This is a genomic window from Microbispora rosea (assembly GCF_044460045.1).
Taxonomy (GTDB): domain Bacteria; phylum Actinomycetota; class Actinomycetes; order Streptosporangiales; family Streptosporangiaceae; genus Microbispora; species Microbispora rosea.
In genome coordinates this window covers 182,992-203,442 of the sequence record NZ_JBITJO010000004.1, presented here as the reverse complement: position 1 = coordinate 203,442, position 20,451 = coordinate 182,992, and the positions used below count along the sequence as shown (strand labels likewise).

The 20,451-nt window shown below is 70.0% G+C and carries 22 protein-coding genes; 17 read left to right on the top strand and 5 right to left on the bottom strand.

All coding sequences use genetic code 11. The features are described from left to right. Positions 1-84: 84 nt before the first annotated feature. From prmC to ACIBK1_RS18175, 17 genes are all read left to right on the top strand, one after another. Positions 85-939, top strand: coding sequence for a peptide chain release factor N(5)-glutamine methyltransferase (gene prmC, locus ACIBK1_RS18255; RefSeq protein ID WP_030510497.1), 855 nt, complete (start codon positions 85-87; stop codon positions 937-939). 69 nt (positions 940-1,008) lie between these two features. After that, a complete protein-coding gene (locus ACIBK1_RS18250) occupies positions 1,009-1,656 on the top strand; it encodes an L-threonylcarbamoyladenylate synthase (protein ID WP_396736253.1) in 648 nt (215 codons plus the stop codon). A gap of 144 nt (positions 1,657-1,800) precedes the next feature. Beyond that, on the top strand, positions 1,801-4,986 hold the full coding sequence (locus tag ACIBK1_RS18245; protein WP_396736250.1) for a hypothetical protein: 3,186 nt from the start codon (positions 1,801-1,803) through the stop codon (positions 4,984-4,986). Between the two features lie 93 nt (positions 4,987-5,079). Continuing rightward, on the top strand, positions 5,080-5,241 hold the full coding sequence (locus tag ACIBK1_RS18240) for a hypothetical protein (protein ID WP_156081095.1): 162 nt from the start codon (positions 5,080-5,082) through the stop codon (positions 5,239-5,241). Beyond that, positions 5,238-5,627 (top strand): hypothetical protein, encoded by a 390-nt coding sequence (locus tag ACIBK1_RS18235; RefSeq protein WP_030510494.1) that lies wholly within the window; start codon positions 5,238-5,240, stop codon positions 5,625-5,627. The genes ACIBK1_RS18240 and ACIBK1_RS18235 overlap by 4 nt, the downstream gene beginning before the upstream one ends. Positions 5,628-6,050: 423 nt before the next feature. After that, positions 6,051-7,454, top strand: a complete 1,404-nt coding sequence (locus ACIBK1_RS18230) for an MraY family glycosyltransferase (RefSeq protein WP_063754677.1) — start codon at positions 6,051-6,053, stop codon at positions 7,452-7,454. A 146-nt stretch (positions 7,455-7,600) separates the two neighbouring features. Beyond that, on the top strand, positions 7,601-8,023 hold the full coding sequence (locus ACIBK1_RS18225; protein WP_030510492.1) for a hypothetical protein: 423 nt from the start codon (positions 7,601-7,603) through the stop codon (positions 8,021-8,023). A 62-nt stretch (positions 8,024-8,085) separates the two neighbouring features. Beyond that, complete coding sequence (locus ACIBK1_RS18220) at positions 8,086-8,301, top strand: hypothetical protein (RefSeq protein WP_030510491.1); 216 nt, start codon at positions 8,086-8,088, stop codon at positions 8,299-8,301. 131 nt (positions 8,302-8,432) lie between these two features. Then, positions 8,433-9,221, top strand: a complete 789-nt coding sequence (atpB, locus tag ACIBK1_RS18215) for a F0F1 ATP synthase subunit A (protein WP_081903832.1) — start codon at positions 8,433-8,435, stop codon at positions 9,219-9,221. An 83-nt stretch (positions 9,222-9,304) separates the two neighbouring features. Continuing rightward, positions 9,305-9,526, top strand: a complete 222-nt coding sequence (gene atpE, locus ACIBK1_RS18210; protein WP_030510489.1) for an ATP synthase F0 subunit C — start codon at positions 9,305-9,307, stop codon at positions 9,524-9,526. 29 nt (positions 9,527-9,555) lie between these two features. Beyond that, entirely contained in the window at positions 9,556-10,101 is a 546-nt protein-coding gene (locus tag ACIBK1_RS18205) for a F0F1 ATP synthase subunit B (RefSeq protein WP_030510488.1), read from the top strand. Beyond that, a complete protein-coding gene (locus ACIBK1_RS18200) occupies positions 10,101-10,910 on the top strand; it encodes a F0F1 ATP synthase subunit delta (protein ID WP_030510487.1) in 810 nt (269 codons plus the stop codon). Before ACIBK1_RS18205 ends, ACIBK1_RS18200 begins: the two co-directional genes overlap by 1 nt. A gap of 24 nt (positions 10,911-10,934) precedes the next feature. After that, positions 10,935-12,584, top strand: a complete 1,650-nt coding sequence (gene atpA / locus ACIBK1_RS18195; RefSeq protein ID WP_030510486.1) for a F0F1 ATP synthase subunit alpha — start codon at positions 10,935-10,937, stop codon at positions 12,582-12,584. 3 nt (positions 12,585-12,587) lie between these two features. Beyond that, positions 12,588-13,487 (top strand): F0F1 ATP synthase subunit gamma, encoded by a 900-nt coding sequence (locus ACIBK1_RS18190; protein WP_030510485.1) that lies wholly within the window; start codon positions 12,588-12,590, stop codon positions 13,485-13,487. A gap of 1 nt (position 13,488) precedes the next feature. Further along, positions 13,489-14,916: a F0F1 ATP synthase subunit beta gene (atpD, locus tag ACIBK1_RS18185; protein WP_396736245.1), complete on the top strand. Its 1,428-nt coding sequence runs from the start codon at positions 13,489-13,491 to the stop codon at positions 14,914-14,916. 71 nt (positions 14,917-14,987) lie between these two features. Continuing rightward, complete coding sequence (locus tag ACIBK1_RS18180; RefSeq protein ID WP_030510483.1) at positions 14,988-15,389, top strand: F0F1 ATP synthase subunit epsilon; 402 nt, start codon at positions 14,988-14,990, stop codon at positions 15,387-15,389. Positions 15,390-15,408: 19 nt separating this feature from the next. Next, a complete protein-coding gene (locus tag ACIBK1_RS18175; RefSeq protein ID WP_030510482.1) occupies positions 15,409-15,807 on the top strand; it encodes a DUF2550 domain-containing protein in 399 nt (132 codons plus the stop codon). Between the two features lie 270 nt (positions 15,808-16,077). Here the strand turns inward: ACIBK1_RS18175 and ACIBK1_RS18170 are convergent, their stop codons facing one another. From ACIBK1_RS18170 to ACIBK1_RS18150, 5 genes are all read right to left on the bottom strand, one after another. Further along, a complete protein-coding gene (locus ACIBK1_RS18170; protein WP_030510481.1) occupies positions 16,078-16,668 on the bottom strand; it encodes a cob(I)yrinic acid a,c-diamide adenosyltransferase in 591 nt (196 codons plus the stop codon). Between the two features lie 51 nt (positions 16,669-16,719). Then, the gene (locus tag ACIBK1_RS18165) at positions 16,720-17,328 is read right to left on the bottom strand and encodes a TetR/AcrR family transcriptional regulator (RefSeq protein WP_030510480.1); all 609 of its coding nucleotides are present in this window, start codon (positions 17,326-17,328) and stop codon (positions 16,720-16,722) included. Positions 17,329-17,541: 213 nt separating this feature from the next. Next, on the bottom strand, positions 17,542-18,159 hold the full coding sequence (locus tag ACIBK1_RS18160) for a response regulator (RefSeq protein WP_030510479.1): 618 nt from the start codon (positions 18,157-18,159) through the stop codon (positions 17,542-17,544). 4 nt (positions 18,160-18,163) lie between these two features. Next, positions 18,164-19,600: a sensor histidine kinase gene (locus ACIBK1_RS18155; RefSeq protein ID WP_396736241.1), complete on the bottom strand. Its 1,437-nt coding sequence runs from the start codon at positions 19,598-19,600 to the stop codon at positions 18,164-18,166. Beyond that, entirely contained in the window at positions 19,558-20,400 is an 843-nt protein-coding gene (locus ACIBK1_RS18150; RefSeq protein ID WP_030510646.1) for an ABC transporter permease, read from the bottom strand. The genes ACIBK1_RS18155 and ACIBK1_RS18150 overlap by 43 nt, the downstream gene beginning before the upstream one ends. Positions 20,401-20,451: the final 51 nt, after the last annotated feature.

The following is a 20,451-nucleotide window of genomic DNA, read 5'->3' as shown; positions in this document are numbered from 1 at the left end:
ATGACGGTGGGCCGTCCCGGCGGCTCGTCTGCCCAAAACCGACGGCTTCCGGGCCACCCCGCGAGGACCGTGCTGTAAGAGACCATGACCTTCCTGCTCGACGAAATCGCCCTCGCCACCGCCCGGCTCGCCGAGGCGGGAGTGCCGTCACCGCGGACGGACGCCGAGGAGATCGCGGCATTCGTACACGGCGTCCCGCGCGGCATGCTGCACACGATCAAGGACGCCGACTTCGACGCACGGTTCTGGGAGGGCGTCGCGCGGCGCGAGGCGCGCGAGCCGCTGCAGCACATCACCGGCCGGGCGTACTTCCGCTACCTCTCTCTGGAGGTGGGCCCCGGCGTGTTCGTGCCCAGGCCGGAGACCGAGGTCGTGGCCGGCTGGGCGATCGACCGGCTGCGCGAGATGGACGTCGCCTCTCCCGTCGTGGTCGACCTCGGCACCGGTTCCGCGGCCATCGCGCTGTCGATCGCGCAGGAGGTCGCGCTGGCGCAGGTGCACGCCGTCGAGATCGACCCCGTGGCGTACGGCTGGGCCAAGCGCAACATCCTCGAACACGGCCAGGGCCGCACCACCCTGCATCCCGAGGATCTGGCCGACTGCCTGCCGGAACTGAACGGCCAGGTGGACCTGGTCATCTCCAATCCGCCGTACATCCCGCCCGGAGCGATCCCGCGCGATCCCGAGGTGCGCGACTACGATCCCTCGCGAGCCCTCTACGGGTCGGGGGAGGACGGACTGGACGAGGTGAGAGCCGTCGAGCGCACCGCGCGGCGGCTGCTGCGGCCCGGCGGGCTCGCCGTGGTCGAGCACGCCGACCAGCAGGGCAACGCCGTCTATTGGCTGTTCGCCGAGGAGAACGGCTGGCGCGACGTGCGGTTGCGCCAGGACCTGACCGGCCGGGACAGGTTCGTCACGGCCCGGCTGACCCAGGACTGACGCGAACGGCCCCGGGGGCGGCCGCCACGCGGCGGCCGGCTCGGGCGGGACACGTGGAAGGATGGCTTCGTGAGCCGACGGTTTGACTGTGCCGACCAGACGGAGCGGATGACCGGATTGGCCGAGGCGATCTCGGCGATTCGGCGGGGTGAGCTCGTGGTGCTTCCCACCGACACCGTCTACGGGATCGGCGCCGACGCCTTCACCCCTTCCGCCGTCAACGCCCTGCTGGAGGCGAAGGGCCGGGGCAGGGACATTCCCGTGCCCGTCCTCGTGGGCACCGTACGGGCCGCCAACGCCCTCGTGGAGAGCCTCGGGACGTACGGGCAGGACCTGGTGGACGCCTTCTGGCCCGGGCCGCTCACGCTCATCCTCAGGGCTAACCGGTCGCTGTCGTGGGACCTCGGCGACACCAAGGGGACGGTCGCCGTCCGCATGCCGCTGCACCCGGTCGCGCTGGACCTCCTCAAGGAGACCGGCCCCATGGCGGTCTCCAGCGCCAACCGGTCCGGCAACCCGGCGCCCACCACGGTGGACGAGGCCGAGGAGCAGCTCGGCGAGGCGGTGGACGTCTACCTCGACGGCGGCCCCTGCGACGACACCGTGCCGTCCACGATCGTCGACCTGACCACCGCCGTGCCCCGGGTGCTGCGCAAGGGCGCAATTCCCGTGGACAAGATCCGCGGCCTCGTGGGATACCTCGCGACCGAGGAGTGACCGCGATCCGGGCGTACGTCTCACATCGCGAGACGTCGTCACGGTTCTGATCAGGGCGATCGATGCCGTCTGGCTATCGGGCTTCTTTACCGATGCCACCCCGGCTACCGTGAAGTGCGCCGATATCTCTGTGGAGGCGCGCCCATGGCCAAGCTCGACGGGATGGATCCGAAGCTCGTCCGTGAGTTGCTGTCGGAGGTTCAGCACGCTGCGAAGCAGATGGACGGCATCGAGGCCCGGGTCACCCAGTTGACGCGTACGGCCGGCGTCTCCGTGCACGTGACCCACCGGCCGTCACAGGTGGCGGACGCGTGCTCGACGATGGTCAAGGACGTCACCAATCGCGTGACCCTGCTGGAGAAGAAGGAGAAACAGCAGAGCACGGGCAAGGTCCCCACGACCCACGGGGCCTCCTTCACGGAGGAGAGGGACACCACCGCGCCGGCGGACGACCCGGCCCCGTCCCCCGCGCAGGGCGACAAGGGCGACGCCAAACCCGATCACAAGGCGGACGCCAAATCCGACCACAAGGCGGACGCCAAGTCGGATCACAAGGCCGACGGCAAGTCCGACGCGAAGACGGACGAGCACAAGGAAAACGGCAAGTCCGATCACAAGGCCGACGCGAAGCCGGATGCCAAGGGCGACGGCAAGGCGGTCCGCGACACGCAGGACGCCCCCCGGACGTCGTCGCATGGTTCGGGCGATTCCGGCACGGCGGCGAAGGGCGAGGCGTCCCACCGGGCACACGGCGCGGCCGACGGCGCCACCCGCGCGAACGGCGACGGTGGAGGCCGCGGCGCGGCCGAAGAGAGGCTCGCGGACAAGCCCTCTCACGGCACCGTCGAGGGTTCCCTCGCGCAGATGCCCTCCTCGACGCACGGTCCGGCCCACCCCGCCGACGCCACCGGCACGGCCGCAGGCGCCGGTACGGCCACAGGCACGGGCACGGGCACGGGCACGGGCACGGGCTCAGGCTCCGGTGTGAGCACGGGGGCAGGTGCGAGCACCGGCGCAGGTTCGGGCGCAGGTTCGGGCGCAGGTTCGGGCGCAGGGACACCTCCCGCTGCCGGCGCGAGTGGCGACACCGGCGCAGCGACCGGCTCCGGCACGCCGACCGGCTCCGGCACGCCGACGGGCTCCGGCGCGGGCCAGGCGGGCGTGCCCGGCACCGGCGACGCGGGCGCGACCGTTGGCGACTCCGGCCAGGTCCACCAGCCCACCGGCCCGGGGCAGCCGACCGGCGACAGCCAGGGGGTGGGCCAGAGCGCGGGGCAGACACAGCCGACCGGGGACAGCCAGAGCGTGGGTCAGGGCGTGGGCCAGGACCGGCCTGCCGGCCCGGGTCAGCCCGTCGGCGGCGATCAGATCGTCGGCCAGGATCAGGGCACGGGCCACCACGTCCAGACCGTCGGCGACCAGACCGTAGGCGACAGTCAGGGCGCCGCTCAGGGCCAGTCCGACGGTGGCCCGCAGCAGCCCGTCGCCCAGGGGCAGGGCCAGAACCCGGGGCAGGGGACGCCGGTCGAGTCGAAAGCGGCGGGGGAGCAGCTCTCCACGGGCGGAAGCGACTCCGCAATCTACGACACCCCCGGCAAGGACCACCCCGACGACATCGACCCCGCCGGCCGGCAGGTGACCGTCGTCGACGGTGTCAAGGTCGTCAGCACTCCGTTGAACCAGTCCGGCGCCGAGCAACCGCAGGGCGTCCAGCCGATCGGCCTGCCCGGCGCGGACGCGCAGACGGCGAGCGCCGCCGGTGCACACCCCGACGGGCCGCCCGGGTTGGTGCCGCCCGCCGAGCCGACCAACCCGGCGGCGAACCGGCCTCCGCAACCCGGCCTCGCGCCCGGCGATCCCATGGGCGCATACGTCGGCACGCCCGCCGACAATCTCTCCGGTGATCCGCTCGCGGCCAGTGCGTCTGACGCGGTTCAGGGGACTTCCACCGGCCACGCTGCGGTGGCGACGAGCGCAGGCGGTCATGCGTACACGGGCGACTCGGCCGCAGGCGGCACGGCGGCCGGGACCTCTCAGCCGGTGGACGCCGCCGGCGCGGGCGGCACCAGTGGCACGGCGCAGGCGGCAGACACAGCCGGTCCGTCACAGCCGGTCGGAACGGCCGGCACCGCACAGACGGCGGGTACGGCCGGTGCGGCACAACCAGCGGGTACGGCCGGCACGGTGCCCGGACCCTCGCATGCGGCGACTGCGGCGGGTGCCACGGGTACGGCCAACGCGACCCCTGCGCCTGTGCCGACCGTGACCGCTCACCCGGCCGGTGCGGCCGATGCGACCCCTGCGCCACCCGGAACGGTCGCACCCGCTCACCCGGCCGATGCGACCCCTGCGCCGACCGGAACGCCCGCACCCGCTCATCCGGCCGGCACAACGGCCGACGCGGCACCCGCGGGGACGAACGCAGCGGCTGCGGGGACGAACGGGACGAACGCGGCGCCGGTGGGGACGAACGCGGCGAACGGCGCGGCTCACGCGGCCGGAACGGCAGGTGCCGCGGGTACGGCCGACGCGGCGCCCCCACCCTCGTCTGCGGCATCCGGCGCGACGGGTGCGGTGACCGGCAGTCTGCAGGCGGTGACCACTCCCGGCGCCGAGCATGCGGCGGGCACGACCGGCACGGCCACCGGCGGCCTGCCCGCCGTGGGGGCGGCGGCCGGAGACGGCCACGCTGCCGGGACGGCGGCGGCCGCGGGCGTGGCGGGTGCCGGTGGCGACGGCGCGACGGGCCACACCGGGACGACCGGTGTGAGTGACAGGACCGACGGCGCGCCCGGTTCGAGCGGGCGAGCGTGCGACAACGATGCCGCCGCGGGCGCGACCGGGGCGGCCGGGGGCGGTGCGGCGACGCACGCCCCAGGTACCTACGGCGCGGCCTCGCACGGCACTGCCCCGCATGGTGCTCCCACCCAGGGTGCGGCACCGCATCACCATGGCATGCACGGCGCGGGAACGCATGGTCATGGCCCGCACGACGCGGCGACGCACAACATGGGGGCGAACAGCGCGGAGACCGACGCCACGACGGGGACTCCGGGCGCCGGCCGGGCCCCGGCTCCCGACGCCCGATCGCTTGCCGCCGCCCAGCCCGGGGATGTGCTCGGGTATCCCGCTCGCCACTCGGACGATGAGGCCGTGCCGCGCATGCCGGTGGACCACCATCGGGACATCGAGCCCGTGGACATGCCGGACGTCGACGTCCCAGAAGGGGAGTGGGGCAAGGGCGACTGGGTGGCCAGGAAGGTCCAGCCCGACGGGCCCGCCGGCCATGTCGAAGCCGTCGAGGTCGTCATCCAGAAGCCGGAGAAGTGAGGCGTGCGAGCGACGTTCCCGCTTGGGCGTGATCGGTCCCGTACCGGGACCTTGCGAAGCCCAGAGGCAGCCGGACCGGCCGTGATCGGGCAGGTGAGGCATGTCGGCAGCGCCGCGCGGCAGCCGGTCGACGGTGTGAGGCGGGGCGACCGGACGGGCGGAGCCGGGCGGCGGCCCGCCGGGGTGTCCGGGGCAGGGCAGGCGATGACCAACGCCGGCATGCTGGCCGGCTTCGCACAGGAGGCGCGATCGTGAGTTATGTCGACCCGCCGGCGCCGACTCCGCTGCAGCCGGGGGAGACCCCGCCGGCGCCGTCGAGCACCGACCTGCTGTCGCCAGGCGGGCAGCCGACGGGTTGGGTGTTCAACCCGGAGTACCAGAAGCTCGTCGACCTGTGGCTGCAGGTGGTGCCGCTGATGGACCAGCTCACCAAGTCCCTGGACAAGCCGTACGAGAGGGCGCGGAGCAGGGACGTGTGGGACGCTCCGGTCGCCGAGCGGTACGTCCAGGACCTGACGGAATGGCGCAACCGGCTCGGGATGTATCGCCAGGCGGTGCTGACGGCGATCAGCGACCAGGCGGCGGACACGCCACGCTGGATTCCGGCCAAGACCGGCGCGCCGCACGCCTTCACCTCCTGACACCCTCCGACCACCTTTCTGCGCACCCTCCGGCAACTCCTGATCACCCGCACGGGCCAAGCGATCGTCCGGGGCTGGCGCCGCCCGTGTCAACGCGCGGCCCCGCAGCGGCACCAGGGCCGTCCTGGCGGCGTACGCGGCCCTTCTGCGGCCCGCGGGGGAGGGGCGCGGTCCTGGCGCCCGCGGCCTTCGCGATCAGGGCCGGGAAGGTCCGCACGACCACCCGGAGCACGGAGCGTGGCGGAAATGAGGGAGATCGCGTCTCTCATCGTCCGGGCCATCCGGCGGCCGGGTGCGATAACGTCGGTCCTCGAACGGGTAAAGGGGCTGACCGCGACGCATCCGGCATATCCCCGTTAGGGATAGGGCGATCTATGTCTTTTGCCCGTCACAACTGATCCGCCTATCCAGGAAACTAGGTCCGTGCGCGAATATCTCCTCTTGGCGCTCGTGGCGGCTGCGGTGACCTACCTGCTGGTGCCGCCGGTCAGGGTGTTCGCGCTGCGCATCGGCGCGGCCCCCGAGGTGCGAGAGCGGGACGTGCACACGGTGCCCACCCCGCGCCTGGGCGGGCTCGCGATGTTCGGCGGGATGGCGGCGGCCCTTCTGGTGGCGAGCAACCTGCCTTACGTGGGCGGTGCGTTCGACAGCGGCCAGACGGGACAGACGGTGACCGCCCTCCTCGCGGCCGGCAGTCTGATCGTCATCACCGGGTTCCTGGACGACTGGCTCGGCATGGACGCGCTCGTCAAGCTGGGCGGTCAGATCGCCGCGGGCGGGCTGCTCGTCAATTTCGGCGTGTACCTGCAGTTCCTTCCGCTGCCGCAGTCGATGGGCGGCTCGCAGGCCCTCGACGACACCCTGCACACGATCCTCACCATCATGATCGTCGTCGTTGTGATCAACGCGGTGAACTTCGTCGACGGGCTGGACGGCCTGGCCGCGGGCATCGTCGCCATCGCGGCGATGGCGACCTTCGCCTACTCGATCGTGCTGCAGCAGACCGCGAGCGGTTCGCGGATCAACGGGACGGCCGCCATCGCGGCGATCCTCATCGGGATGTGCGTGGGCTTCCTGCCGCACAACTTCAACCCCGCCAAGATCTTCATGGGCGACACCGGCGCCATGCTGCTCGGCCTGCTGCTCGCCACCTCGCTGATCACGAGCCTGTCGTCGGTCGAGCCGGACGCGGTGGTCGGCAAGCTCAACCGGTTCCCGGTGATCCTGCCCCTGGTGCTGCCGATCGCGGTCGTGGTGCTGCCGCTGGCCGATTTGATCATGGCGGTCGTCCGGCGTACGTCGGCGGGGATGTCCCCGTTCGCCCCCGACCGTGGCCACCTGCACCACCGGATGCTCGACATCGGCCACTCCCACCGGCGCAGCGTCCTGATCATGTACGCGTGGACGTTCCTGTTCGCCTTCGCGATCGTGGGCCTGTCGATCGGCCGCGTGCCGCTCATCGTGTTCCCTCTGACGATCGTGCTCGCGGTGGCGGTGCTGGTGATCATGGGCTTGCCGCGGTGGCGATCGCGCCGTACCGCGACGCAGGACGACAAGGGCGACCAGAGGACCGGAGCGCATCCGGCCGGGAGCCGCTCGTCCGGCCCCGGCTCCGCCAGGCGCGGGATCCCCGAACACGACACGCTCGTCTACCCCGTCGTCCCCCCGCCCGCCCCTCCCGTCACTCCCGGTCACGCCGCCCCCGGTCAGGCGGTTCCCGGCAGGCTCCCGGCGCAGGGCCGCAACCCCTACCCGGGACAGAGCGCCCCCAGTTCCCCGGGCGTCCCTCCCACCACGTCCCGGGCCGACACCGGGACCTTCCGCTGAGCCGTCCCCGCAGGTCGACGACGACCCGAAACGCCAGGTAAAGGTGGCACTCCGGGGCTTGTGATAGCTTTCACTAGCAAGGGGCGAGACCAACGACGCCCCAGCAGGTAGCAATCGCTCGTTTGACAACCGATTCTGGAGTCCCATTGCAGGCCAACGACGTGCGCGTTCTCAAGGGCGCCGCCGTGCCGACCTTGGTTGTCGGTCTCCTCGCCGCGCTCATCGCGGTGTTCACGACCGGGGCCAAGGGTGCGTTGGGCGCCGGCATCGGTCTCGTCCTTGTCGCGGCCTTCTTCACCATCGGTCTGATCGTCGTCTCCTGGGCGGGCCGGGTCTCGCCCATGGCGATGATGGCGGCCGCCGTGCTGGGCTATGTGGTCAAGGTCCTGGCGATCATGGCGATGCTCAAAGCCTTCGAAGACACCACCGCGTTCGACTCCCGCGTGTTCGCGCTGAGCGTCATCGGTTGCACGCTCGCCTGGACCGTCGGTGAGATGCGCGGATTCATGAAGCTGAAGATGCTCTACGTGGAGCCTGAGGCGAAGGCTCCCGGGCAGGGGCACGGATGACCATGCGTACGGGGCAGCCCGATATGACTAGTCCGCATGGCTCCTGCTATCGTCGTGCCGCGATGAGCGAACAGGAGCGCAGGCCCGAGACCGACGGCCGCGACTTCGCCGACGCCGCCTGGTCGGTCCCGAGCTATCTGCTGTCCGGGATCCTGATATGGGGCGGCCTCGGCTGGTTGCTGAGCCGGTGGACCGGCGTGCATGCGTTCATCCCCATAGGCGTCATTCTCGGGGTCGGGCTGGCTGCCTACCTCGTCTATCTGAAGTACGGCCGCTGACAGCCGGCCCGCTTCCACGCTCTTCTGTTGATCCAATCGTTGAAGGGAACGCCCGTGCGCGAGCGTAGCGAACGGACGAACAAGCACATGCTTCGGGCATTCGGCCCCGAGCAGGTAGGCGAGGTGGCCAGGTGACCCCCCTCATGCTCGTCGCCGACGACTTCAAGGCGCCGGGACCGTCGATCTTCGACTTTCCCCCGCTTTTCGACGGCGCGCCGTACTGGCTGACCAAGCCGGTGCTGATGGCGCTCTTCGGCGCCCTTGTGGTGTGCGCCGTCGGGTGGAGTGCCTTCGCCAACCCCAAGCTGGTTCCGCGGGGAATGCAGAACCTCGGCGAGATGGGTTACCAGTTCGTCCGCGACCAGGTCGCCCGGCCGTTCCTGGGCAAGGACGCCGAGCGGTGGATGCCGCTGCTCCTCAGCTTGTTCTTCCTGATCCTGCTGTGGAACTTCTTCGGCGTCATCCCAGTGATCCAGATCCCGGTCGCGTCGCACATCGCGTTCCCCATCGTCTTCGCGATCACCATCTACGTGATCAAGATCTATCTGGGCATCAAGCACCAGGGCCTCGGCGGCTACTTCAAGAACATGATGTTCCCGCCCGGGCTGCCCAAGCCGATCTACGTGCTGCTCGCGCCGATCGAGTTCCTGTCGAACCTGATCATCGCTCCGTTCACGCACGCAGTCCGACTCTTCGCGAACATGTTCGCCGGCCACCTCATCCTGGCCTTCTTCAGCATGGTCGGCTTCTGGTTCCTCTTCGAGAAGCCGACTCCCCTCGGCGCGGGCCTCGGCGTCGTCGGTGTGATCATGACGATCGCGATGACCGGCTTCGAGATGTTCATCGAGTTCCTGCAGGCGTTCCTGTTCACGATGCTGGCCGCCATGTACATCGGCAACTCGCTGCACGCCGAACACTGACGGATCCTCCAGACCCGACCTTTCGACGTAGACCAGACCGGTGAGACCACACTCACCGGCCGACCAGTAAAGGAAGAACAGCAATGAGCGTTCTCGCTGAAGTCGCCGGCAACCTTGGCGCTGTCGGTTACGGCCTCGCCGCCATCGGCCCCGGCATCGGCGTGGGCATCATCTTCGGTCAGGGCGTGCAGGCCATCGCCCGTCAGCCCGAGGCGTACGGCCTCATCCGCCAGAACATGCTGCTCGGCTTCGTTCTCACCGAGGCGCTGGCCCTGATCGGCCTCGTCGCGCCCTTCATCTACTGACGTACCCACTCTGAAGGAAGGCTGCACCTATGACACTGGCAGCTACGTTCCTCGCGGCGGAGGGCGAGAGCCCCCTCTTTCCGCACGCTTACGAGCTGGTCGTCGGCAGCTTCGCCTTCCTCGTCGTCTTCCTCGTCGTCGGAAAGATCCTCACCCCGCGCATCCAGAAGACGCTGGCCGAGCGGACCGAGGCTATCGAGGGCGGCATCAAGAAGGCCGAGGACGCCCAGGCCGAAGCCCAGCGCACTCTGGAGCAGTATCGGGCGCAGCTCGCGGAGGCCCGCCAGGAGGCGGCCCGTCTCCGCGAGGAGGCCCGGGAGCAGGGCGCCGCGATCAAGGCCGAGCTCCGCGAGGAGGCCCAGGCCGAGGCGCGGCGCATCATCGAGGCGGCCCACGCCCAGATCGAGGCCGACCGTCAGCAGGCGTTCACGCAGCTGCGCGGTGAGATCGGGCGCCTGTCCACCGAGCTGGCGAGCCGCATCGTCGGCGAGTCGCTCGAGGACGAGGCCCGCCAGCGCCGCATCGTGGACCGGTTCCTCGAAGAGCTCGAGGGCCGGCCGGAGACGGTCCGCTGATGCGCGGCCTCAGCAGGACCGCCCTGACGGAGGTCGAGGAGCGGTTCAACACCGCCGCCGCGACCGCCGACCTCGGTGCCCTCGCCGAGGAGCTGTACGCCGTCGCCGACCTCTTCGACCGCGAGCACGGGCTGCGGCGGGGTCTTTCCGACCCCTCGCGCCCGGCTGAGCAGAAGGAGAGCGTCCTGCGCTCCCTGCTGCAGGGCAAGGTCGGCGACGCCGCGCTGGAGATCGCGGTCGCCGCGGTCAAGGCCAAGTGGTCCAAGGCCGCCGACCTGCCGGACGCCCTGGAGCGCGTCGGCGTCATGTCCGCGGCCGCCGAGGCCGAGTCGGAGCGCCGCCTCGACGACGTCGAGGACGAGCTGTTCCGCTTCGGCCGCATCCTCGCCGCCAACCCGGAGCTGCGCCGCGCGCTCAGCGACCCGGCCGTCCCGGCCGAGCGCAAGCGCGACCTGCTCGCCACGCTGCTCGGCGGGAAGGCCGCCCCCTCCACCGTGCGGCTCGTCACGCAGGCTGTTGTGCACCCGCGGGGACGTAGCCTGGAGACGGCGCTGGAGGAGTTCGGCTGGATCGTCGCGCGGGCGCGCGAGCGCCTGGTGGGTGTGGTCCGCAGCGCGGTGCCGCTCTCACAGCAGCAGAAGCAGCGGCTCGCGGCCTGGCTGCGAACCACCTACGGGCGAGACGTCCACCTGAACGTCGAGGTGGACCCGGAGGTGCTCGGTGGGTTCTCCGTCAGAGTCGGAGACGACTACATCGACACCACGATCGCCGGACGTATCGAAGAAGTCCGCCGCCGGTTGGCCGGCTGAGGCGAATAGGGAGACAAGAAAGAGATGGCGGAGCTTACGATCCGGCCGGACGAGATCCGGGACGCCCTTGAGCGCTTCGTCCAGGCGTACGAGCCGGAAGGTGCCGCGCGCGAGGAGATCGGGACCGTCGTCGACGCCGGGGACGGCATCGCCCATGTCTCCGGCCTTCCCTCGGCGATGGCGAACGAGCTGCTCGAGTTCGAGAACGGCACCCGCGGTCTGGCGCTGAACCTCGACGTCCGCGAGATCGGCGCGGTCGTCCTGGGCGACTTCAGCGGCATCGAGGAGGGCCAGCAGGTCCGCCGCACCGGCGAGGTCCTGTCGGTGCCGGTCGGCGACGACTTCCTCGGCCGCGTGGTCGACCCCCTGGGCAACCCGCTCGACGGCAAGGGCCCGATCGCCGCCGAGGGCCGCCGCGCCCTCGAGCTGCAGGCCCCCTCGGTGGTTCAGCGTCAGCCGGTGAAGGAGCCGCTGCAGACCGGCCTCAAGGCGATCGACGCCATGACGCCGATCGGCCGCGGCCAGCGTCAGCTGATCATCGGCGACCGCGGCACCGGCAAGACCGCGATCGCGGTCGACACCATCCTCAACCAGAAGGAGAACTGGCTCTCCGGCGACCCGAGCCGCCAGGTTCGCTGCATCTACGTCGCCGTCGGCCAGAAGGGCTCGACGATCGCCCAGGTCCGTGGCCGCCTCGAGGAGGCGGGCGCGCTGGAGTACACCACCATCGTCGCCGCTCCGGCCTCCGACCCCGCGGGTTACAAGTACATCGCCCCGTACACCGGTTCTGCCATCGGCCAGCACTGGATGTACCAGGGCAAGCACGTGCTGATCGTCTTCGACGACCTGACCAAGCAGGCCGACGCCTACCGCGCCGTGTCGCTGCTGCTGCGTCGTCCGCCGGGCCGTGAGGCGTTCCCCGGCGACGTCTTCTACCTCCACTCGCGTCTGCTGGAGCGCTGCGCCAAGCTCTCGGCCGACATGGGCGGCGGTTCGATGACCGGCCTGCCGATCATCGAGACCAAGGGCAACGACGTGTCGGCGTTCATTCCGACCAACGTCATCTCCATCACCGACGGCCAGTGCTTCCTGGAGACCGACCTGTTCAACGCCGGTGTCCGCCCGGCGATCAACGTCGGTGTCTCGGTCTCCCGAGTCGGCGGTTCCGCCCAGGTCAAGGCCATGCGCAAGGTGGCCGGCACGCTCCGTCTGTCGCTGTCCCAGTACCGCGACCTGGAGGCCTTCGCGGCCTTCGCCTCCGACCTGGACGCGGCCTCCCGCGCCCAGCTGGAGCGCGGCGCCCGCCTGGTCGAGCTGCTGAAGCAGCCGCAGTACAGCCCGTTCCCGGTCGAGAAGCAGGTCGTCTCGGTGTGGGCCGGCACCACCGGCGAGCTGGACGACGTGCCGGTCGAGGACATCCGCCGCTTCGAGGCGGAGTTCCTCGACTACCTCGGCACCGCCCAGAAGGGTGTCTTCGACAGCATCCGCGAGACCAAGGAGCTGACGGACGACACGGTGACCGCCCTCAAGGACGCCATCACGGAGTTCAAGAAGGGCTTCACCACCTCCAGCGGTGAGCTGCTCGTCAACGACGAGCCGGTGGATGCGCTGGACGCCAGCGAGGTCGGCCAGGAGAAGGTCGTCAAGCACGTTCGCAAGGTTGAGGCGAAGTAACCCATGGGTGCCCAGCTTCGACAGCTGCGGCGGCGGATCAAGTCGGTCAAGTCCACCGCGAAGATCACCCGCGCGCAGGAGCTGATCGCCTCGTCACGGATCGTCAAGGCGCAGCAGCGGATGCAGGCGGCCGTGCCGTACGAGCGGGAGATCACCCACGCGGTGTCGGCGGTCCTGTCGAACACGACGAACGTCGACCACCCGCTCACGGTGGCCAAGGAGCAGCCGGCCACGGCCGGCGTCCTGATCGTCACCAGCGACCGCGGCTTCGCCGGCGGCTACAACGCCAACATCCTCCGTGAGGCCGAGGCGTTGAAGGGCCACCTGACCGGACGCGGCCTGGCCGTGAGGCCGTACGTCGTGGGCCGCAAGGGCCTCACCTGGCACCGCTTCCGCAGCCGGGAGATGTTCGGCGAGTGGGACGGCTTCTCCGACAACCCGTCGTACGCCAACGCCAAGGAGATCGCCGACGCGCTCATCACGGCGTTCAAGGCGGAGGACGGGATCGACGAGATCCACGTCGTCTACACCGGGTTCGTCTCGATGCTGACGCAGAACGTGATCGTCAAGCGGATCCTGCCGCTCGAGGTCGAGGAGGCGGAGACGCCCCCGGAGGGCATCCCGCCCTACTACGAGTTCGAGCCGACGGCGGGTGACGTGCTCGACTCGCTGCTGCCGCGCTACATCGAGTCGCGCATCTACAACGCGCTGCTCCAGTCGGCCGCCTCCGAGCACGCCGCCCGGCGCCGCGCGATGAAGTCGGCCACCGACAACGCCAACGAGCTCATCCGCGTGTTCACCCAGCAGATGAACCAGGCGCGTCAGGCCGAGATCACCCAGGAAATCAGCGAGATCGTCGGTGGCGCGAACGCGCTGGCTGACGCCGCAGCGGGGAAAGAGTGAAATGACCGCACAGACTGTTGAGACCACCGTGGGCCGTGTCGCCCGCGTCACCGGTCCGGTCGTCGACGTGGAGTTCCCCGTCGAGGCCATGCCGGACATCTACAACGCGCTCACCGTCGACGTCGTGCTCGGCGGCGAGACCAAGACCCTGACCCTTGAGGTCGCCCAGCACCTCGGCGACAACATCGTCCGGGCCATCTCCATGCAGCCGACCGACGGCCTCGTGCGCGGCGCCGCCGTCTCCGACACCGGTGCGGCGATCTCGGTGCCCGTCGGCGACTCCGTCAAGGGCCACGTGTGGAACGCCCTCGGCGAGCCGCTCGACGCCGACAAGGCCTCCATCCAAGTCAACGAGCGCTGGCCGATCCACCGCCCGGCCCCGGCCTTCGACCAGCTCGAGGCCCGTACGGAGATGCTGCCCACCGGCATCAAGGTCATCGACCTGCTCACGCCGTACGTGAAGGGCGGCAAGATCGGTCTGTTCGGCGGCGCGGGCGTCGGCAAGACCGTTCTGATCCAGGAGATGATCCGCCGCGTCGCGCTGAAGTTCTCGGGCACCTCGGTGTTCGCGGGCGTCGGCGAGCGCACCCGTGAGGGCAACGACCTGTGGCTGGAGATGGAGGAGGCGGACGTCCTCAAGGACACCGCGCTCGTCTTCGGCCAGATGGACGAGCCCCCGGGCACCCGTCTGCGGGTGGCGCTGTCCGCTCTGACCATGGCGGAGTACTTCCGCGACGTGCAGAAGCAGGACGTGCTGCTGTTCATCGACAACATCTTCCGCTTCACCCAGGCGGGTTCTGAGGTGTCCACGCTGCTCGGCCGCATGCCGTCCGCCGTGGGTTACCAGCCGACCCTCGCCGACGAGATGGGCGTGCTCCAGGAGCGCATCACCTCCACCCGCGGTCACTCGATCACCTCCATGCAGGCGATCTACGTGCCCGCGGACGACATCACCGACCCGGCGCCGCACAACGCGTTCGCGCATCTCGACGCGCAGACCGTTCTGTCCCGGCCGATCTCGGAGAAGGGCATCTACCCCGCGGTGGACCCGCTCGACTCCTCCTCGCGGATCCTCGACCCGCAGATCATCGGTGAGGAGCACTACGCGGTCGCCCAGGAGACCAAGCGAATCCTGCAGAAGTACAAGGAACTGCAGGACATCATCGCCATCCTGGGCATCGACGAGCTCTCCGAAGAGGACAAGGTCACCGTTCAGCGGGCGCGCCGCATCGAGCGGTTCCTGTCCCACCCGATGTACGCCGCCGAGGCGTTCACCGGCCAGCCGGGTGAGTTCGTGCCGCTGGACGAGACCATCGCGTCGTTCAAGGGCCTGTGCGCCGGCGAGTACGACCACCTGCCCGAGCAGGCCTTCTTCATGGTGGGTGGCATCGAGCAGGCCATCGCCAAGGCGAAGGAACTCGAGCGCTAGGACGCCTTCGACGCCTGTACGGCACGGCCGCGGCCGCGCCGTACAGGCGTCCGTCGAAAGGGAGCTGAGAAGTGGCAAAGCTTCGCGTGGGCGTCGTGTCGCCGGAACGTGAGATCTGGACGGGCGAGGCCGACATGGTCATTGCCAAGACCGTGGACGGCGAGATCGGTATTATGCCGAACCACGCTCCCGTTCTCGGTGTCCTCGTCGAGGGCGGAGTGCTGCGCGTCAAGCGCGGCAACGAAGGCGACCTCGTGGCCGCGGTGCACGGCGGATTCATCTCCGTCGCCGACAACGACGTGTCGATCCTGGCGGAGGCGGCCGAGCTCGGCTCCGAGGTCGACGTCGCGCGGGCCAAGGACGCGCTGCAGCGTGCTCAGGCCTCGATCGAGGCCGACCAGGAGGACGCGGACGCACGACTGCAGGCCAAGCGTGCGGCAGCCCGGTTGCGGGCGGCCGGCGAAGAGGTCTGACAAGAAGAGGAGGGCGGCATTGGCGGCGCTTGAGATACTCGCGGGCGTCTTCGCCGTGGCCGCGCTCCTCGTCCTACGGGGGTTCGCCCTGGCCCGGGCCCGAGGCACGATCGTCTGCCGGCTGCGGGACGGCCAGGGGGGCTGGAAGAGCGGGGTCGCCCGCTACGTAGGGGGAGAGCTCCACTGGATCCCGTTCCTGGGATTCGGCCTGAGGCCGCGCCACGCTATCGCGAGGCGCGGCCTCACCGTTTCCAGCCGGAGGATGCTCGACACGGGTGAGGGCCCCGCCGGCTACTGGACCGTCGTTTGCTCCGCCGAGCGAGGCCCGCTGTCCCTCGCGATGAGCGAGGACGCCCTCACCGGCTTTCTCGCCTGGCTCGAATCCGCCCCGCCCAGCGCCCACCTCGACGCCGCCTGACCCCCTCCCTCGGGCCGTGATCTTGTAGTTTGTCGCAGGCGTGCCCTCTGAACGGGTGTTGTTCGCTCCGTGATCATGCACACGGACGTACAGAAAGCAGTCCGACCTGCACTTATGCGCTTCGTGATCACGCAATTGCAAGATCACGAAGTGCTTTGATGCAGGTTGCCGGCCTAGTGGCGACCTTTCTGCTTGATCACGAGCGGTCCCGCCGCAGGTCACGCGGGGTCGCTGCGACAAACTACAAGATCACGCCCGTGGGGTGGGGGGTTAGCGGGTGGCGCCGGGCTTCCAGAGGATCTCGTCGCCCGCGGAGGCCACGCGGCAGAGGATGAACATCAGGTCGGACAGGCGGTTCAGGTACTTGGCCGTCAGCGGGTTCACGTCGTCGTGCGCCTCCAGCGCCGCCCAGGCCGACCGCTCGGCCCGCCGTACGACCGTGCGGGCGACGTGGAGGAAGGCCGTGGCGGGTGCGCCCCCGGGCAGGATGAAGCTGCGCAACGGCTTCAGCTCCGCGTTGAACCGGTCACACTGCTCCTCCAGCCAGGCGACGTACGGCTCCTCGACCCGCAGCGGCGGAAATTCCAACTTTTCGACGACCGGGGTGCACAGGTCGGCGCCGACGTCGAACAACTCGTTCTGCACCCGGCTCAGGACGGCCGTGACGTCCTCGGACAGGCCGCCCGTGGCGAGCGCGACGCCGATGGCGGCGTTGGCCTCCTCCACGTCCGCGTAGGCGGCCAGGCGGGGATCGGTCTTGCGGGTGCGGCTCATGTCGCCCAGTGCGGTCGTGCCGTCGTCGCCCGTCTTCGTGTAGATCTTGGACAGGACGACCGGCGTGTCGTTGTCGGCTCGCGTCATGCGGCTCAGCGTAGTCGCCGCGCTCCGCTTCACCGGGCGGAGCCCGCCAGGTCACCGGGCGGAGCCCGCCAGGGGACCGCCGGAGGAGAAGGTGCGGCGGAAGATGTACACGGCGGTCTCGATCAGCTGCTCCGTGGGCGGGGACGGTTCGGTCATCACCCACTCGATGAGTAACTCGGTGATCGCGCCGATGAGGCCGAGCGCCAGCAGGTGAAGGTCGAGGGGAGGCGTGCGGGCCGCGCCCCGCGCCGAGGACTCGATGACCTTGGTGAACGACGCCACCGCCTGCTGACGGGCGCCGCTGAGCACGTTGCCCGCGCGCCGGACCTCCAGGTGCATGAGACGGGCGCGCCGCACGTCCTTGGTGACGAAGCGGATGTATTCGGCGATGCCGGCGACGATTCGGTCGTCGAGAGTGGGCGGGGCCATGTCGATGGCCTCGCTGACCGACCTCAGCGTCTCCTCGATGCATCGCTCGTAAACCGCGCGCATCAGATCCTCACGGCTGGAGAAGCATTCGTAGAAGGCGCGATTGGAGATGCGCGCGGTCGCGCACAGCCTCTCGATGGTGGTGGCGTGGAAGCCGGGTTGGGCGAACAGGGTGTATGCGGCCGATATGAGCCTTTCCCTCCTGTCTGCAAGCCTTTCGGCAGCCGACATCCCCCGATAGTCCCGTCCCGCCACTTTTCACCTCACCCTGTCATGGTCCCCCCAGAAGTCCCCATTATGAACGCAAGATCCTTTTTGTGGAAGTGCTGAGAAATAAGCACTTTGGGGCTATGCCAAAGACGCTCATTAGCTTGACATGGCCGTCAAGGGGTCAGCACGCTTACCAATTGGGATACATCGATCGCGCTGCAATTGCATCGGCAATTACAGCAGCCCGCGCGCCAGGGCGGTCGTCACCGCGGCGGTGCGGTCGGAGACGCCGAGTTTCGTGAAGACCCGCAGCAGATGCGTCTTGACCGTGGTCTCACTGATGAACAACGCCTTGCCGATCTCGGCGTTGGTCAGCCCCCGCGCGACCAGGGCCAGCACCTCCGTTTCACGCCGGGACAGCGTCTCGGTCACCGGCGCCCGCATCCGGGTCACCAGCCGGGTCGCCACGGACGGCGACAGCACCGTCTCGCCCCGCGTCGCCGAGACGATCGCGGCCAGCAGATCCGCCCGGGAGGTGTCTTTCAGCAGGTAGCCGGCTGCCCCGGCCTCAACCGCGCGCACGATGTCCTGGTCGGCCTCGTAGGTGGTCAGCACGATCACCCGGCTCTCCGGCCGGTCCGCCAGGATGCGGGTGGTCGCGCTCACCCCGTCGCCGCCCGGCATCCGCAGGTCCATCAGGATCACGTCGGGTGTGAGCTCCCGGGCCCGGGCCACCGCCTCGTCTCCCGAGGCCGCCTCGCCCACCACGGTGACCCCGGGGTCGGACTCCAGCATGCCGCGCAGTCCTTCGCGCACAACGGGGTGGTCGTCGACGATCATCAGGCGCAGCATCGGGTCACACTCCGGGCTCGGTGGGGTGGGCGTCGGCTGTTACCGCGGCAGGCGGCGTACGGGCGGGAGGGACGGAGGCCGGTCCCGCGGCGGCTGCCGCCGCGGTCGCCGTCGGCCCGGGAAGAGTGGCCCCGAGAAGAGTGGCGCCGGGGAGAGTGGCGCCGGGGAGAGTGGCGCCGGGACGGGCCGGGCCGCTCGGCAGGACGACCTCCAGGAGGGTGCCCGCGCCGGGCGAGCTCGTCACCGTCACGGAACCGCCGGCCTGCTCGACGCGAGCGCGCATCCCGCGCAGGCCGTACCCGGGGGTGGCCGCGGTGTCGAAGCCGCGTCCGTCGTCGCGGACCCCCAGGGCGACCGACTCGGGCCGGTAGGCCACCGTGACCTCGGCCCGGCCCGCCTCCGCGTGCCTGCGTACGTTGGCCAGTGCCTCCTGGGTCGCCCGGAGCAGCACGACCTCCGCCGGGCGGGGTAGCGGCCGCGGCTCGCCGGTGACAGAGAAGCCTGTGACGATCCCGGTCTCCTCGCCGAGCCGGTCGGTCAGCCGGAGCAACGCCTCGTCCAGGCTGGGTCCGTCGAGCGGGGCCGGGCTGAGTGCACTGATCAGGGCTCGGGCCTCGGCCAGGTTCTCCCGCGCGGTCCGTACGGCCAGCGCCAGGTGGCGGGACGGGTCCGGCTGCGCCTCGGCCGCCTGGAGCAGCATGATGATGCTGGTGAACCCTTGAGCCAGGGTGTCATGGATCTCCCCGGCCAGGCGCTCCCGCTCGGCCATGGCTCCGTGCTCGGCCGAGAGCCGGGCCACCTCGGCCCGCTGGGCCTCCAGTTCCTGGATGAGCGCGGCCCGCTCCTCGCTCTGCTCCATGATCCGCTCCATCCAGATGCCGAAGAGCGAAGAAAAGAAGATCACAGTGATGATGATGGTCAGGAAGTTGAACGAGCTCCGCTGGTCTTCCTGCACCACGTAGCGCACGGCCAGGGGCAGGTTCAGCGCGATCAGGCCGACGATCGCCCAGCGCGCCCGCAGCACCATGAAGCACTGCGAGCAGAGCCCGAAGAGCGCTATCGACGCCGATGGCTCGATGAGCACGGCCGGGGTGAACAACGCGACGAGCAGGACGATGTAGACGACGCCCCGGCGCCGGTCGCCGTTCCTGATCGAGGGCCGGCCGAACAACACGTAGAGCAGGGGGATCGCGGCCAGCGACCCGGCGGCGAGGATCCGCTGCCACGGGGGGAGGTCCTCCACCGCGATGAACACGGCCGGGAGCAAGGTCGAGGCGGCGAGCAGCAGCTCCCAGCCGAGCCGCCGCTGCCATACATGCGGCCCGGCCGGGTCCCGGCTCTTACGGGTGAACAGGCGGATGGGCCGCGCGCGGCGGTGCGGCCCATCCGCCGGTCCGCTCAACCGTCGCGCCGCCCCTTCCAGCGGAAGGTCGTCAGGCACAGCACCAGCCCTCCAACGAACCAGGCGCCCAGGATGAGGGCGACCCGGCCAAGTTCGTACGATTTGGCGAGCTCCAGTGTGGCACCGGCGTCACCGAGGAAGACCGATCGGAAACCCTGGCACATCCACTTGAGCGGGAAAAACGAGGCGATCCGCGCCAGCGTGTCGGGAAGCTGGCTGAGCGGGATGAACACCCCTGAGATGAACTGCAGCACCACGAACGGCATCGTGATCACCGCGGCCGCGCTCTTGCCGGATCTGGGCAGGCTGCTGACCGCGACGCCGAGCAGCGACGACCCCAGCACTCCGAGCACGAACACCCAGGCGAAGGTCAGCCAGCTCGATGCGGCGGAGGGCAGCTCCAGGTCGAACATCGCCACCCCTATGGCCAGCAGGATGGCCACCTGGAGGAAGGACACGAGCAGCGTGTTCAGCGCCTTTCCGATGAAGTACGCCGCGGGCGGCATCGGCGTCCCGGCCAGCCGCTTGAGCGTGCCGTCCTCCCGGTCCATGGCGATGCCGATGCCGAGGTTCTGGAAACCGGTCATGGTGGCCGAGCCGATGAGTCCGGCCACGTAGAGCTGGGAGACGCTCAGCCCGGTTCCCTCCATCTGGTCGGAGAAGATCGACCCGAAGATCACCAGCAGGATGATCGGGAACGAGAAGGTGAACAGGACCGCGTCCTTCTCCCGGAAGAACATCCTCGTCTCCAGGGCCGCCCGGGACAGCCCCACGCGGAGAGTGGAAGGCATTCGGGCGGGGGCGGCCGTCGCGGCCCTCGGTGCGGCGATTTCGGTCATGGCAGTCAGCAGTCCTCGGTGTATGGGGTGGCCGGTGGGGGTTCACCACCG

What these genes read in the sequence shown, in the direction of transcription:
- prmC (WP_030510497.1), top strand. Translation starts at nt 85, where the DNA reads ATGACCTTCCTGCTCGACGAAATCGCCCTCGCCACCGCCCGGCTCGCC.
- ACIBK1_RS18245 (WP_396736250.1), top strand. Translation starts at nt 1,801, where the DNA reads ATGGCCAAGCTCGACGGGATGGATCCGAAGCTCGTCCGTGAGTTGCTG.
- ACIBK1_RS18220 (WP_030510491.1), top strand. Translation starts at nt 8,086, where the DNA reads ATGAGCGAACAGGAGCGCAGGCCCGAGACCGACGGCCGCGACTTCGCC.
- atpE (WP_030510489.1), top strand. Translation starts at nt 9,305, where the DNA reads ATGAGCGTTCTCGCTGAAGTCGCCGGCAACCTTGGCGCTGTCGGTTAC.
- ACIBK1_RS18205 (WP_030510488.1), top strand. Translation starts at nt 9,556, where the DNA reads ATGACACTGGCAGCTACGTTCCTCGCGGCGGAGGGCGAGAGCCCCCTC.
- ACIBK1_RS18200 (WP_030510487.1), top strand. Translation starts at nt 10,101, where the DNA reads ATGCGCGGCCTCAGCAGGACCGCCCTGACGGAGGTCGAGGAGCGGTTC.
- atpA (WP_030510486.1), top strand. Translation starts at nt 10,935, where the DNA reads ATGGCGGAGCTTACGATCCGGCCGGACGAGATCCGGGACGCCCTTGAG.
- ACIBK1_RS18190 (WP_030510485.1), top strand. Translation starts at nt 12,588, where the DNA reads ATGGGTGCCCAGCTTCGACAGCTGCGGCGGCGGATCAAGTCGGTCAAG.
- atpD (WP_396736245.1), top strand. Translation starts at nt 13,489, where the DNA reads ATGACCGCACAGACTGTTGAGACCACCGTGGGCCGTGTCGCCCGCGTC.
- ACIBK1_RS18170 (WP_030510481.1), bottom strand. Translation starts at nt 16,668, where the DNA reads ATGACGCGAGCCGACAACGACACGCCGGTCGTCCTGTCCAAGATCTAC.
- ACIBK1_RS18165 (WP_030510480.1), bottom strand. Translation starts at nt 17,328, where the DNA reads ATGTCGGCTGCCGAAAGGCTTGCAGACAGGAGGGAAAGGCTCATATCG.
- ACIBK1_RS18160 (WP_030510479.1), bottom strand. Translation starts at nt 18,159, where the DNA reads ATGCTGCGCCTGATGATCGTCGACGACCACCCCGTTGTGCGCGAAGGA.
- ACIBK1_RS18150 (WP_030510646.1), bottom strand. Translation starts at nt 20,400, where the DNA reads ATGACCGAAATCGCCGCACCGAGGGCCGCGACGGCCGCCCCCGCCCGA.